Annotated in this window: 9 protein-coding genes; 5 read left to right on the forward strand and 4 right to left on the reverse strand. The window is 48.4% G+C overall.

Going from position 1 to position 13,275, the window contains the following annotated elements; all coding sequences use genetic code 11:
* Position 1 precedes the first annotated feature (1 nt).
* The 5 genes from J2Z66_RS11405 (at position 2) to J2Z66_RS11425 (ending at position 8,220) form a co-directional block, all read left to right on the forward strand.
* The gene (locus J2Z66_RS11405) at positions 2–2,143 is read left to right on the forward strand and encodes a YIP1 family protein (RefSeq protein ID WP_209971528.1); all 2,142 of its coding nucleotides are present in this window, start codon (positions 2–4) and stop codon (positions 2,141–2,143) included.
* Complete coding sequence (locus tag J2Z66_RS11410; protein WP_209971529.1) at positions 2,140–4,422, forward strand: DUF5696 domain-containing protein; 2,283 nt, start codon at positions 2,140–2,142, stop codon at positions 4,420–4,422. The genes J2Z66_RS11405 and J2Z66_RS11410 overlap by 4 nt, the downstream gene beginning before the upstream one ends.
* Complete coding sequence (locus J2Z66_RS11415; protein WP_209971530.1) at positions 4,419–5,279, forward strand: carbohydrate ABC transporter permease; 861 nt, start codon at positions 4,419–4,421, stop codon at positions 5,277–5,279. The genes J2Z66_RS11410 and J2Z66_RS11415 overlap by 4 nt, the downstream gene beginning before the upstream one ends.
* A 550-nt stretch (positions 5,280–5,829) precedes the next feature.
* Entirely contained in the window at positions 5,830–6,795 is a 966-nt protein-coding gene (locus tag J2Z66_RS11420; RefSeq protein ID WP_209971531.1) for a carbohydrate ABC transporter permease, read from the forward strand.
* Between the two features lie 930 nt (positions 6,796–7,725).
* Positions 7,726–8,220 (forward strand): DinB family protein, encoded by a 495-nt coding sequence (locus J2Z66_RS11425; RefSeq protein ID WP_209971532.1) that lies wholly within the window; start codon positions 7,726–7,728, stop codon positions 8,218–8,220.
* 143 nt (positions 8,221–8,363) lie between these two features.
* Here J2Z66_RS11425 and J2Z66_RS11430 read toward each other — a convergent pair whose 3' ends face one another.
* The 4 genes from J2Z66_RS11430 to J2Z66_RS11445 all read right to left on the reverse strand — a co-directional run bounded on the left by J2Z66_RS11430 (position 8,364) and on the right by J2Z66_RS11445 (position 12,763).
* A complete protein-coding gene (locus tag J2Z66_RS11430) occupies positions 8,364–9,563 on the reverse strand; it encodes a M20 metallopeptidase family protein (RefSeq protein WP_209971533.1) in 1,200 nt (399 codons plus the stop codon).
* A 19-nt stretch (positions 9,564–9,582) separates the two neighbouring features.
* On the reverse strand, positions 9,583–10,992 hold the full coding sequence (locus tag J2Z66_RS11435; protein WP_209971534.1) for a neutral/alkaline non-lysosomal ceramidase N-terminal domain-containing protein: 1,410 nt from the start codon (positions 10,990–10,992) through the stop codon (positions 9,583–9,585).
* Positions 10,993–11,112: 120 nt separating this feature from the next.
* Positions 11,113–11,919 (reverse strand): IclR family transcriptional regulator, encoded by an 807-nt coding sequence (locus tag J2Z66_RS11440; RefSeq protein WP_209971535.1) that lies wholly within the window; start codon positions 11,917–11,919, stop codon positions 11,113–11,115.
* Between the two features lie 37 nt (positions 11,920–11,956).
* The gene (locus tag J2Z66_RS11445; protein WP_209971536.1) at positions 11,957–12,763 is read right to left on the reverse strand and encodes an SDR family NAD(P)-dependent oxidoreductase; all 807 of its coding nucleotides are present in this window, start codon (positions 12,761–12,763) and stop codon (positions 11,957–11,959) included.
* Positions 12,764–13,275: the final 512 nt, after the last annotated feature.

Consider the following 13,275-nt stretch of genomic DNA (forward strand, 5'->3'; position numbering starts at 1 on the left):
TATGAAAAGGCTAACAGGCAGATGGTATCTACTGGTCTCTTTGATCCTTGCAGCCGTCGTCATGCCAATGGCTGCAGCGGCCGAGGTTGTATATGAAACGAATACGAAGGACAGCGAAGGATATTTGCTGCGTACACAGCCAGCTTATTATCCTTCGGGAATGATAGGTCTGGACCTGGTTGTTCCGGATAAGGACCAGCCGGATGTCAACGTCCCGTCACCCATGCGCAATCCGAAGGATGTGTTTATCGACAGCCGCAATCATATTTATGTTGCTGATACGGGGAACAGCCGGGTTATCGAATTCAGCGAGACAGGGAAGTGGCTCCGTTATATTACTTTACCGGAAAGTCCGTTAAATAAGCCGGAGGGCATTTTTGTCAGCGATAGCTTCGACATCTATATTGCTGATACCGGGAATAAACGGGTTGTACGCCTCGATAAGGAAGGCAAGCTGCTCAAGGAATTCGGCCGCCCGGTTTCAAAGTATATTCCGGAAGCTTATAAATACGACCCGGTCAAGCTTATTGTCGACAAGCGCGGATTTCTTTACATTGCGACGCTTGGCAGCTACCAAGGGCTGCTTCAGCTGGATACAGAAGGGGAGTTTCAAAGCTTTTACGGTGCTAATGCAACTCCGTTCTCGGCTTTGGACGCTTTGAAGCGCATGCTGTATACGAAGCAGATGTACGCCAATGAAACGAGCAAGCTGCCTGGCTCGATCAGCAGCATCGCAGTTGACAATGACGGCTTTGTTTACACAACGACATCAGGTTTCAATGTCACAATGGGGCAAATCAAGAAATTGAACACTCGCGGCAAAAATATCCTGCATCAGGATCCGGGAAGTACTGTAACTCCCGACAATTACGGAGTTACACGGCCGTCAGACCTCAAAAATATGCCCGGAGCTGTGCCACAGCTGACGGATCTGTGCATTGATGAGAACGGCAATATAACTATGATTGATGCAACCTTCAAATACATCAGCCAGTTCGATTCGGCTGGTAATCTGCTTTTTTTCTGGGCAGGTCCGACGTCCAGCGATACGACGCAGCTTGGTCTGATCAAGAACCCGGTAGCGATCGATGCAAATTCCAATAATGATTTGTTTATTCTAGACGAGCAAGAGGGTGTTGTACAAATATTCCGGCTCACAGAGTTTGGGAAAAAGGTGAATGAAGCGAACCGGTTAACGCTGCAAGGGTTTTATGAGGAAAGTGAGGGACCCTGGAAAGAGGTGCTCCGGCTTCATGCAGCCTTCAGTCCGGCGATGGGTGGCTTAGCCAAAGCAGCCTACAAGCGGGGAGACTATGAGCAGGCGCTCGATTATTTCCAGCAGAGCGGTAAGCGGCAGGGCTACTCGGATGCATTTTGGCAAATTCGGCTGCAATGGTTTCAGCGCCATTTTTCAATGTTAGCTTCTGCTGTCGTTATAATAACGCTGCTGTTATGGCTGTCTAACTTAGTGACGAGAAATAGGTCATGGCGTCAAAGCCTAAGAAATCGCCAGCGCTCTGCTCACCCTGCTGTGGTTCAGCTAAAGCATGTATTTTACATTTTAAAACATCCGATCGACGGCTTTACCGCCATTCGTCATGAAGCGAGAGGAGGGTATATAAGCGGCTTTATCGTTCTGCTTTTAGCTTATTTAGGGCATGCCTTCAGCCGTCTGTATACCAGCTTTCCTTTCAACCCGGTTCCTATGCATAAAGTCAATCTGCTGGGTTTGTTGGGGCAATTTCTGCTTATTTGGATCGGATGGGTCGTTTCAAATTATTTAGTCAGCTCCATTTACCGCGGGGAAGGGCGTTTCAAGGATGTATGCGTAGGCAGCGCCTATGCGCTGATGCCTTTGGCCCTAGTTGGGATTCCACTAGCCGCCATTTCCAATATCTTGACCTATTCGGAATTATCCATCTATCAATTTCTTGATCATGGAATGATGGTATGGGCAGCATTGTTGTTTTTCTGGAGTATTCAAGCGATTCATAATTACTCGGTTGGCGAGACGCTGATGAACATCGCGCTCAGCATGTTTACTTTTATCATTCTGGTCATTCTTGCTATCATCATGCTCGGGCTGACTAACGATTTATTCGATTTCATTTATGAAGTGTTCCAGGAGGTGCGGCTGCGATGATATGGAAACTACCTATCAGCAAAAAGAATACGATGCTTTTGCTGCTCGCAGCGGCGTTGATTGTATTCGCTGCTTTTCATCTTGACCTGACTGCATTGGATGAGGGAAAAGGGGAAGCGCTGCAATTTCCGGCAAGTACGGTGCCGCAAGTTGAGCCGGGGTTGGATGAGCTGCCGAACCCTGCGGATTTTCAACTGGCTGCACAAAATGACAAACTGAGGCTGCTGATGGACCCGAAGACCGGCCATTTCAAGGTGGAGGACAAGCGAAGTGGCAGCGTCTGGCATTCTTATCCAAACCCGGAGCAATGGGAAAAAGAGGATCTCATTAAAGAAGGCAGCCTGTGGCGCTATCATCTGCGCTCTCCTGTCATGTTTCAATATATGGATTTTTCCGATCATAAAAGCTCGCCGAAGGATGCCAATATGATCAGCGAAAACGGAACGATCAAGGATTTGCAGATGCTGCCTGACGGTTTTAAACTGACGTTCGACATGCCCTCCAAGCAAATTGCCGTACCGGTTGAGGTGAAGCTGGAAGATGATTCTGTCGTTACGCGTATATTGGATGAAGGCTTAAGTGAAGGCAGCCTGAGCTTAATTTGGATTCGGCTGTACCCGTTTTTCGGTGCCCAGCAATCAGCAGACCCGGATGGATATATGTTTATTCCTGATGGCTCCGGTGCGCTGATGAAGTTCCGGGATAACCATATGAACGTGAACAAGCTTTACCGCGAGCCGGTTTACGGCCAAGACCTGTCTTTTAAAGTGAGTAATTTGGACGGGACGCGCAGCCCCGCTATGATGCCGGTATTCGGGATTAAATCCGGAGCGCAGGGCTTCATTTCGGTTGTGGAGGATGGGGCGGAATATGCAGATATTACGGCTTCGCCTGCCGGTGTATTTGGCCGGTATAACTGGAATACGGCGCAAATGAATTACCGGTCGACGTTCAAGCAGGTTACGAATGCGAAGAAAAACCGCTCCTTCATCACATACAACAAGGAAGAGCGTTTCGGCAGCGACCGGGTTGTGCGTTATATGCTGCTTGATAAAGCGGATGCCGATTATGTGGGCATGGCAGCCCGTTACCGGCAGTATTTGATGGAGAAACACGGACTTAAGAAGCTTGAGCCGAAGAGCTCTAACATTCCGCTGGAAATTACGCTACTTGGAGCCGATACGGAAACAGGATTTGTGAAGGACAAGTATTTGAAGCAGACAACGACAGCCCAAGCGAAGCAAATTGTGAGTGAGCTGCACGAGCTCGGCATCAAAAACATGACAGTCCATTACAAAGGCTGGCAAAATGGCGGATACAGCTCATCCGGAGGACTGCTTCCGGTCGATTCGCGGATTGGTGGCAACGAAGGGATGAAGCAGCTCGTGGAATTCGCGCATTCGCTGGACATTCCGGTTTATCTGGATGCTGATTATTCGAGTAATAACTCAGGCAGGGACGGGTTCAGGAAGAGGAACCATGGATTACGTGACATGGGAGGATCGCCCATTCGTGATTTGGTGAGCTTAAAATTTCTGGACAAAGTGATTGACAAGGATATGGAAGCTTATCAAAGCTTAGGCATTGACGGTTTGCGGTTGACCGGACTCGGGCGCTACCTCAATAGCGATTTCAATTCAAAATACGCAGCGTCAAGGCACGAAAGCCTGCAGTTGCAGGGAAATATTTTCGACAAATTCAAGGAAGGTGTAGGCCAAGTGCAAGGTACTGCTGCCAATTTCTATACCTTGCCATATGTGAACAGCATCAGCCGTCTGCCCAATGATTACTCGTACGATCTATTCTCGGACAGCTCCGTTCCTTTTGCACAAATTGCCCTGCACGGACTCATCTCGTATACATCGGAGTATATCAACGAGCGGCAGCAGTATCGCAATGATTTTTTGCGTGATCTGGAATATGGCGTCAACCCGTCATTTATTTTCACCTATTCAAACGAGGAAAAAAGCAAATATACAAAAGGGCTGCATCTCTTTAGTTCCAATTATGCCGTATGGGAGCAAGCAGCCGTAGAGGAGTACCGGATTTTCAATGAAGTGCTGGGCAGCGTCCAGGGACAGTTTATTGCAGCTCACCGGACACTCGCCGACAAAGTAAAAGAAACGACCTATGAGGATGGCACGCGTGTTATTGTCAATTACAATCCGGAGCCTTATGTCAGTGGCGATACCAGTGGCGAAAACAGTAGCGATACTAGCGGTGGCATTCGCGTAGAAGGGCAGAGCTATATAGTCATCCGGGGAGGAGGCACAAAATGAGCGGCAAAAGAAGAATGAAAGCTGGAATGCTCCGTAAAATCGAAGGCTCCCTGTTCATTGCCCCATGGATCATCGGCTTTCTTGCGTTCATGGCATACCCGCTTGGTTACTCGTTCTATATGAGCTTTAACAATGTCCGAATCGTAGCTACAGGTATCAAAGTCGAGTATCAGGGGCTAAACCACTACAAGTATATTTTGTTCGAGAACGGGTACTTGCTCTACAATCTGCTCTTCCCTTTCTTGCGCCAAGCCTTGCTGATGCTGCCGGTCATCGTCGTTTTCGCCCTTCTTGTGGCTGTCATGCTGAATCAGAATTTCAGAGGCCGGATGCTGTTCCGCTCCATTTTCTTTCTACCTGTTATTTTCACGACCGGGCAAGTGGTGCAGGAATTTATTTCGCAGGGGAAAGGCGATCTCGGTTTTTTGACCAGATACAACATCTCGGACGTAATTACGCAAAATTTGAATCCCGTATGGGCGTCGCCGATCATCAGCATCATGGAATCATTTGTGCTCGTATTGTGGTATTCTGGCGTGCAAATTCTGATCTTCCTGGCCGGCCGGCAGACGATTTCGAATTCAGTGTATGAAGCAGCGCGCATCGATGGCGCCAGCCCGTGGGATACCTTTTGGAAAATAACGCTGCCCGGCATGATGCCCTTCGTGCTGCTCAACCTGATTTACACGACAGTCGATTTGTTCACGTTTCCGACGAATCCAATCCTGATGCAGATGACCATGAGCAATAGCGGGCTTTCCAGCGCAATCGCCTGGATTTATTTTGGGATCATTTTCATATTCCTGGGCACTGTGTTCTGGCTGTTCAGCAGGATTACAAGGACTTCACGGGCTTAATTCTAATGGCTCAAAACAGAAATCAGTGCTTGACGAAGAAAACAGAAGATACAAATGGAAAACATCTGCTAATCCTGTATGGTTGAATGTCCTATCCAACAACAAAAGAGGAAAGACGACCCATGCAGAATCCGTAGTTCACAACGACGGTAGATATCCTCAGAAATGGAAAGGAGCTGTCTCTAATGGTCACCGCTGACCTTTAGAGGCTGATTTTTACATATTCACGATTCTAAGGGACATCCGCGACCACTAGAAGGTGGTTTTCCCCACAATCGCGCCCTTTTCAGCCTGTAAGGGACAAAAGTGGCTGTTATAATCTCATTTCGCTGCATGTCCGCTTCTAACGGACTGCGGTGACCGCTAGCTCTAGTGTTATCCTCGCCGAATATAGCTATGACGAGTACCGGGCCGGTATAAAGCTGGCATTTTCGTAGTATTTAACTGCCACCCTAATGTTAGCTTGACTGTCAAGCACTGATGATTAGGTTGAGCCATTCTAATTTAGGAAGAAAGTTTTGCTCGTGCAGAACTCTAGGGAGGGAAGCAGATGGAACCTTTGAATGGGTGGGGAAAAAAGGGATATAACGATTTGACTTGGCGAAAAGGACTGCGCAGCACCCGTTACTTCATTTTGGGGAAAGAAGCTGACAAAGGGCTCATTTTCCGGGTATTCATCTACCTGATTTTGATAGATACCGCCTATATATATTTGAATCCAATCTTTTATATGATCGCGAGCATGGTCAAAAACGCCACAGATCTTATCGATCCGGCGGTTTATTGGGTGCCGCGGGTTATTTATACAGGGGTGCTTCAGGAAGCTTGGGAGATGCTCCAGTATCCAAAGGCGCTCATGCTGAGTACTGGCTTGTCATTGAGTGTTGCCCTGCTGCAGACAATTTCTTGCGCGGTGGCGGGTTACGCCTTTGCAAGGCTGGAGTTTCCGTTTAAAAGGTTTTGGATGTTCTGCCTGCTCCTCTCATTCATCGTGCCGGTGCAGGTGCTCATTTTGCCCAATTTATTGGTAGCCAGCCAGTTGAAGCTGATTCCGTCTTATCTTCCGATTATACTGCCAGCCCTGTTTGGACATGGACTTAAGGGAGCATTGTTCGTCATTATTTATCGTCAATTTTTCTCTACGCAGCCCAAAGAGCTGGAAGAAGCAGCGAAGATAGATGGGGCCAGCGTATTCCGTATTTTTTTCAAAGTGATGCTGCCGCTTGCCAAACCGGCCATACTTGTTGTCTTCCTGTTTTCGTTCGTTTGGACATGGAATGATTATTATTTGCCCAGCATGTACTTAATCGGATCCCAGGACGTTCCACTATCTATGGGCATCTCGCAAATCGCTTTGCAATTGAATCAGAAAGCAGCTGAAGTCGGCCCGTCCATCTTCGATGAACCACTGAAAATGGCCACGTCATTCCTTATCATTCTGCCTCCGCTGCTACTATATGGCTTTGCCCAGCGTTGGTTTGTCGAAAGTGTGGAGAGGACAGGGATAGTAGAATAGCGGTAATCGGGGTAATGGATGTTCGATGTTTCCGCTTAAACGTTCCGTGCAGGCCAAGTATCAAATTTGTTGTAAAATCGTAAAATCGTAAAATTGCAGGTATCTCCTCACAAAACCAAATGTTGAGAGAAAACTTCTACACTTATGCTGGCTTAGAAAATCATCTACCTTAAAATGGCGCCTTCGGGGACTGTTGACAAAAGCCAATACTACGAAAAATGACTTTTAGATACCCAGTGTTTATGCGGGTTCTCAAACGTCAATTTTCGTCAATAAGGTAATTTGTCAACAGTCCTTTCGGGCGTCATTTTGATGAGCGTGTTTTAGATGATTTTACTATATCGATTTAAAGCTTTAAATCAATAAATTTATAAGACTACAGAGCTATAAAGCATTAAACTGAACACGAAAACCGCGCATCAACTACACAAAAACCACACCGAACACCACAAGCACGAAACTCAAAGTTACGATCCTCCATTTAGTGATGTTTTTCATCACTAAATGGAGGATCATGCCGTCAAATTGGCTCTTTAGCGATGTTTTTCATCGTTATTGAAGCCATTTGTTTGCTTTTTTGCTAGGTTTTGAACTTTTAACGATGTTTTTCATCATTAAGTGAGAGGTTTACAGTAAATTGGGCTCCATAGCGATGAAAAACATCGTTAACTCAGGCGTTGGTGTGTAGCAGTATACTTCAAGCCTGCTCCCGCCAATAGGTGGGGGTATTTGTTGCTCACACCGCCGCAGGAGTCAGCGGATGTTTACGGGGGCGGCTGATCCCGGGTGAAATGGAGGTCGTACGTTTGCTCTGCATCCTTACAGTCGGCGGACCATTCCGAACGACTGAATGTCAAACGACCGGGACTAGAACTTTCCACTCGACAGTAATTTATAGTATGCTAAAACTATAAGAGAGGAGAGGGATTTATGGTTAAACAACTGATCGTAGGCGACGCAATGAAAGAAATGGCCTCTACGCGCCGCATTCTGGAACGCTTGCCAGAAGAGCATATGTCGTGGAAGCCGCACGAGAAATCGATGACGCTTGGCGGGCTGGCCACGCACCTGGTCAACCTGCTGAACTGGAAAATCGCGATTCTTCAGTACCCGGAGTTCGATCTTTCGACCGTGCCGCAGCGGCGGGAGCCTTTGGTAAACCGCGCTGACGTTCTGGAGGAGTTCGATGCGAACGTCGGCAAGTTTGAAAAGCTGCTCGCCGAATGCGACGAGCAAACGCTCGGCGAGGAATGGACACTGCGCCACGGCAGCCATATCATCCTCAGCGAGCCGCGGGCGATCGCGCTCCGCACTTTCGGATTAAGCCACATGGTCCACCACCGGGCGCAGCTCGGGGTATACTTCCGGCTTCTCGATATTCCGGTGCCGGGCTTCTACGGTCCCTCGGCCGACGAGCAAGCCTAAAGAACTAAGTTTCTCGATCCGTTACGCGACAAACAGTCGCAGGGCACCCGCATAGCCATGAGATCATGTAAGCGTCAAAAGGCCCCCACCTCAAACGAAGTGGGGGCTAAAGCTACTTAAAGGTCTTAAAGGCAGTCTTCTCGCTACACAGTCTTATTTCCAAGACGCTCCAAAGCAAGAGTTGCAAAAATAGCCGAACCCAAAGGAATACAGGCTTCGTCCACGATAAAATGAGGACTATGCAGGCCTGCAGCTTTCTCGGCGCCTTCCTGAGGTCCCGAGCCAAGGAAAAAGAAGCTTCCCGGTACCTTCTGCAAAAAGAGCGCGAAATCCTCGCCTCCGGTGGATGGCAGTGCTTCGATCAAATTATCATCACCGATTAGCGGCTGGATCGCTTGACGCAGATAGCCTTCACAAGCCGGATCGTTGTCTACTGACGGTACTTGCGAAATGTAAGTGACGGAAGCTTTGCAGCGATATGCCGCGGCTATTTGTTCCGCGAGCCTGCTGATGCGGTCCGGCATGCCATCTCTCACTTTAGAGGAAAAGGATCTTACAGTTCCGGTCATATCCAAAAATTGCGGAATGATGTTATTGGCTGTACCCGCCTGGATAGTGCCAATGCTGATAACAGCAGGTTCAAGCGGAGAGATCTCCCTGCTGACCGCCGTCTGCAAGCCCATAATGATCGCAGATGCAGCAACGATAGGATCTATACACTGGTCCGGCATGGAGCCGTGGCCGCCTTGTCCTTCTACACGAATTTCAATCCTGTCGATCGCGGCCATAATCTGGCCTGGCTTGGTCGCTACCTTACCGGCAGGCAGAGTTGGGAAATTGTGCAGCCCGTAAATTTCATCTACGCCGTCCAGTGCGCCATCCTCAATCATCATGCTCGCCCCGGCCAGCACTTCCTCCGCCGGTTGAAAAATAAAGCGAACCTTGCCCGCCAATTGCTCGCGATGACGCGCAAGCAGCTCAGCGGCGCCCAATAAAATACTCGTATGTACGTCATGACCGCAAGCATGCATCACACCCGGATTCTCCGAGGAGAACGGCAGGCCAGTTTCCTCCAAAATCGGAAGGGCATCAATGTCGGCACGCATGGCAAGCGTTGGGCCTGGAAGGCCTCCGGTCAAATCAGCAACAATGCCATAACCGCCGACACGGGTAGTAACGTCCAAGCCCAGCTCGGAAAGCCAGGCGGCAATTTTGGAAGCGGTCACGGTTTCCTGCAGGCTTAATTCCGGAAAGCGGTGTAAATCCCGCCTGAAAGCGATCAGTTTTTCTGCAAGTTCGTTCGCTTCCTCTTTCATTTGAATACGGAAATCAGTTTGTAGCATGGGAATTCCCCCTGATTGTTCACAGATTGTGTAATTCAACCAGTGCTGCTGCCACCTCTTCTATGAATAGTTCAGCCGCACCTTGTAAGAAAGGCGAGGTTTCTACTTCGTATCCACCTTGGGGGTAAGCTTCGGCGATTGGCAGATAGCCCAGATGCCCATTTGCATAACCGCTGAAGAGGGTAACCCGGAACGGCGACTTTGCTTTCAGACTTAATCCGATTTCCACAAAAGGCTCCAAAGGAACGCCAATCAATGCAGCATCGCCTATGGACATCAACTGCACCTCAATATCACTGTGGCTCATTCCGTTGTATTTATTGGAAGTATCCCAAGCGAGGAAAGCTCTCTTCATTTGGAATGCGATCTTGCGGATTTCTTCCTCGTCAGCGTGGTTTGATTGCAACCTGCCCAGTTCCTGCTCCAAGGCTTGATAAGTAGCCTGTGCCTCTTCTAATGGTAGCATTTTTTTCAGGGGAAGTGTGATTTTTTTAGTTATCATATGAAAAGAGGACTGGGTCTGTTTCTTGGAAGTATGCCAAATGCCTAATGAGGCTCCGGATTCAACGACACCTTCGAAGCGATGCTCGAAAGAGGCTGCTTCGATGTCCAGAGAAACCTTCATGGCCACTGCACCCAGAGCTGCTCCCATGCGTCTAGTAGCGGTCAAATTCGCGAGGAAGCCCTCCGGTCCAGGTCCAATGTTACCAGCACTTCCTTGCAGGAAGAGGCAGATGCCTCCGGTAGCTTGCTCAACTGCTTTTTTCATTATTCCTGGATAGTCAGGACTATGCAGCTTGTAAGGGTAGCCGAGTGTTGTCGGATGGCATGAATAGTGGACTATGGTGGCCACTACCTCGCCCGCCTCATCTTCAAATCGGAGGACGCCAACATCAGGATCAGCAATGCCGTTCTCATTATATCCGGTAATGGTTTTACCGTTATCCAAGAGCTGTCTGCGATTTTTGCCAATCGAACAGGCTCCTACACCTGCTCCCATCGTGACACTCTTCATATTTTGCTTAGCCTCTAAAGCGGCGTTAACCGTCTGCTCCAAGAGGAATTGAAAATATTCCTTGTTAGCTGCTTTTCCTTCCTCATAATAATCACTCCAGAAGCAAGGACCAGCATGCGTATGCGTTACGGATAAACGAATCTGCCCGAAGGAGAGACCAAGCGCCGCAGCCACTGCCTCACGAACGAGATTGGATTGTTCAATGACGAATAACCCTGCATCTACATCTATAAGCACCGCTTCTGAATCTGCAATTCCATTCGTATCTTCAGGACCAGCGTTAATGATCATAGCAGTCGTATAAAAATCAGCTTCGATACCGGTCGCAAACACATGCGTTTGTGCCCCCCATCCTGCGTGAGGTACGGAAAGCTTGGGGTTGATTTGCTTTTTGGCAACTCCAATGTTTAACAAGAAATTCCCCTCCCTTATAAAAAACGATTACCAGTCCGTGCACATACTCGTGTACATGCCGGATAAAAGCCCGATAAATGCCCGATAAATGCTGGTTTACATAATCGCATTATATGCCTATCATGTAGCATCAGCCTGTAAAGAGCGGTCTGTTTCGAGCCGATCATCCATATAGCCCAGATCACGGGAGATCAGCGCAGCGGTTTCTTTAATTTGTTCGCCGATTTTCATGAATTTGACTGCAGGCAAATCCTTGCTGAGTGCCGTAATGCTCATTGAAGCGACGACATTGCCAGACGAATTGCGGATTGGCGCTCCGATGCAGCGGATGCCCTCCTCGAATTCCTCATCTTCAATGGAGAAGCCGTGCTCACGCACGAACTCGATATCCTCCAGAAATTTTTCGAGGGAGCGGGCTCCCTTGGATGGCGTATCGTTCATCTCTTTGGGCAGCGCCCTTTTGATTTCCTCAGGGGTCATGCCAAGAGCCAGAGCTTTGCCTACGCTTGAACGGTACAAAGGCTGCCCTTGTCCAATCGATGTGGCGAACCTTACGAAGCCGCTGCCTTCAACTTTATCGCAATATACTGGTTTATCACCGATTAATACTGCCAAATGAGCCGTGTAGGGAGTTCCCTCTACAAAATTTTGCAAATGGGGGCGGGCTGTCTGCACCATATCCATAGAGCTCAAGTACCGGTTGCCCCAACGAAGCACACCCGACCCGAGCTGATATTTGCCGCTGGGTGTCTTGCGGATAATTTCATACTGTTCCAGGGTATTGAGTATGACGAATGTGGTCGTTTTTGGCAGCTTGAGTTGCGTGTGCAAATCCCCGATCGATAATTCCTCGTCGGAAAGCGCATTGAGAATCAGGATCGCTTTCTCCAATGCGGGCACCGTATAATCCTTTGTTCCTTGTGCCATTTCGAAACCTCCAATTTCATTTCATACTACAGTTATATTACACTTCACCGGCATTTGCCAAGTGGCCGCCATCTACGACTAATGTGGTGCCGGTAATATAGGAGGCTTCATCGGAAGCAAGAAATAGAAAAGCATTTGCTGTCTCTTCAATTGTACCTAACCGGCCCATCGGAGTTCTATGGGATAATTGCAGCGTGTTTTCTTCTTTTTTCAGCTCCCTGTCCAGTGGGGTATCGATGAAGCCTGGAGCTACAGCGTTCACACGAATGCCGTGCTTGGCCAAATCGACCGCCATCGACTGGGTCAACAGAACAACACCGCCTTTGGAGGCATTGTAATGAGCGAGCATTGAGCTGCCAGACAGCCCGTTTTTGGAGGCCATATTGACAATGGAACCTTGAATCTCATTTGCGATCATTTGCTTGCTAACCCATTGGCTGAGCAGAAAAGTCGCATTAAGATTAACATTAATAATGTTCAACCACCGCTGGTAAGGAATGTCTGTGAACGTTTCACGAACGGCAATGCCTGCGTTGTTAATAAGAATGTCCAGACCACCAAGCCGGCTCCATGCTTGCGCCGCGGCTGCTTCAATCTGTTCAGGAACGGATAAATCGCAAACGGCGGATTCAACCTGGGCAGGTACGGACGTTCCGAGGACAGCTTGTGCCTGTTGGATCTGCTGTGCCTGCTGCTTCAATAGTTCGACTGACTCAGCAAGCTGCTCTTCGCGCATATCTATTAGAAACACGCTTGCGCCTTCCTGTATAAAACGGCTGGCAATACCCTGCCCGATTCCTCGGGCACCGCCTGTAATAAGTACTCTTTTGCCACTTAATCTCATCGCTTTACGCCTCCATTACATGGTTTTTTATTTTATGAACCACCTCAAAGGATCCCGCCAAGTAGCTGAATTAACTTTGAAGTAAAAGCCCGGCTCCATCAAGATGGACTGACCACCTATCAACGGCGGAGATTTGCTGTATTGACTTGCCGCAAGCCCTTAATTAAACGGTACTAACCATAGCGGACTTTTGCGACTCTTGCGGACCTCAGATCCGTTATTTTAGCAAATCAAGGTTTTTTTGCGGCCTTACGGACATGAAAGCCGTTATTGATCCTGAAACAGCGCCAATAGCATGAATTTAGGGCAAATAGCGGAACCTATGTCCGTAACGCTCGCAAAAAAGAGATAAATGGTAAAATAGCGGAACTCATGTCCGTAACCTTACGTCCAAAAGTATACCCAAATCTACAGCTGGAAGAGGAAATGGGTGTGGGTGAAAGAGAGCCAGCGTCCGCATTAAAGATGTGTTCCTACCCCCTGATCCAAAATCAAGGGAACACATCTTTAAT

This window comes from Paenibacillus eucommiae, assembly GCF_017874215.1.
In the GTDB taxonomy this organism is placed as follows: Bacteria; Bacillota; Bacilli; order Paenibacillales; family NBRC-103111; genus Paenibacillus_AI; species Paenibacillus_AI eucommiae.

Bases quoted from the DNA above. Each gene is read 5' to 3' on its own strand.
- J2Z66_RS11445 (WP_209971536.1), bottom strand. From the start codon at position 12,763: ATGAGATTAAGTGGCAAAAGAGTACTTATTACAGGCGGTGCCCGAGGA.
- J2Z66_RS11440 (WP_209971535.1), bottom strand. From the start codon at position 11,919: ATGGCACAAGGAACAAAGGATTATACGGTGCCCGCATTGGAGAAAGCG.
- J2Z66_RS11425 (WP_209971532.1), top strand. From the start codon at position 7,726: ATGGTTAAACAACTGATCGTAGGCGACGCAATGAAAGAAATGGCCTCT.
- J2Z66_RS11420 (WP_209971531.1), top strand. From the start codon at position 5,830: ATGGAACCTTTGAATGGGTGGGGAAAAAAGGGATATAACGATTTGACT.
- J2Z66_RS11410 (WP_209971529.1), top strand. From the start codon at position 2,140: ATGATATGGAAACTACCTATCAGCAAAAAGAATACGATGCTTTTGCTG.
- J2Z66_RS11430 (WP_209971533.1), bottom strand. From the start codon at position 9,563: ATGCTACAAACTGATTTCCGTATTCAAATGAAAGAGGAAGCGAACGAA.
- J2Z66_RS11405 (WP_209971528.1), top strand. From the start codon at position 2: ATGAAAAGGCTAACAGGCAGATGGTATCTACTGGTCTCTTTGATCCTT.
- J2Z66_RS11415 (WP_209971530.1), top strand. From the start codon at position 4,419: ATGAGCGGCAAAAGAAGAATGAAAGCTGGAATGCTCCGTAAAATCGAA.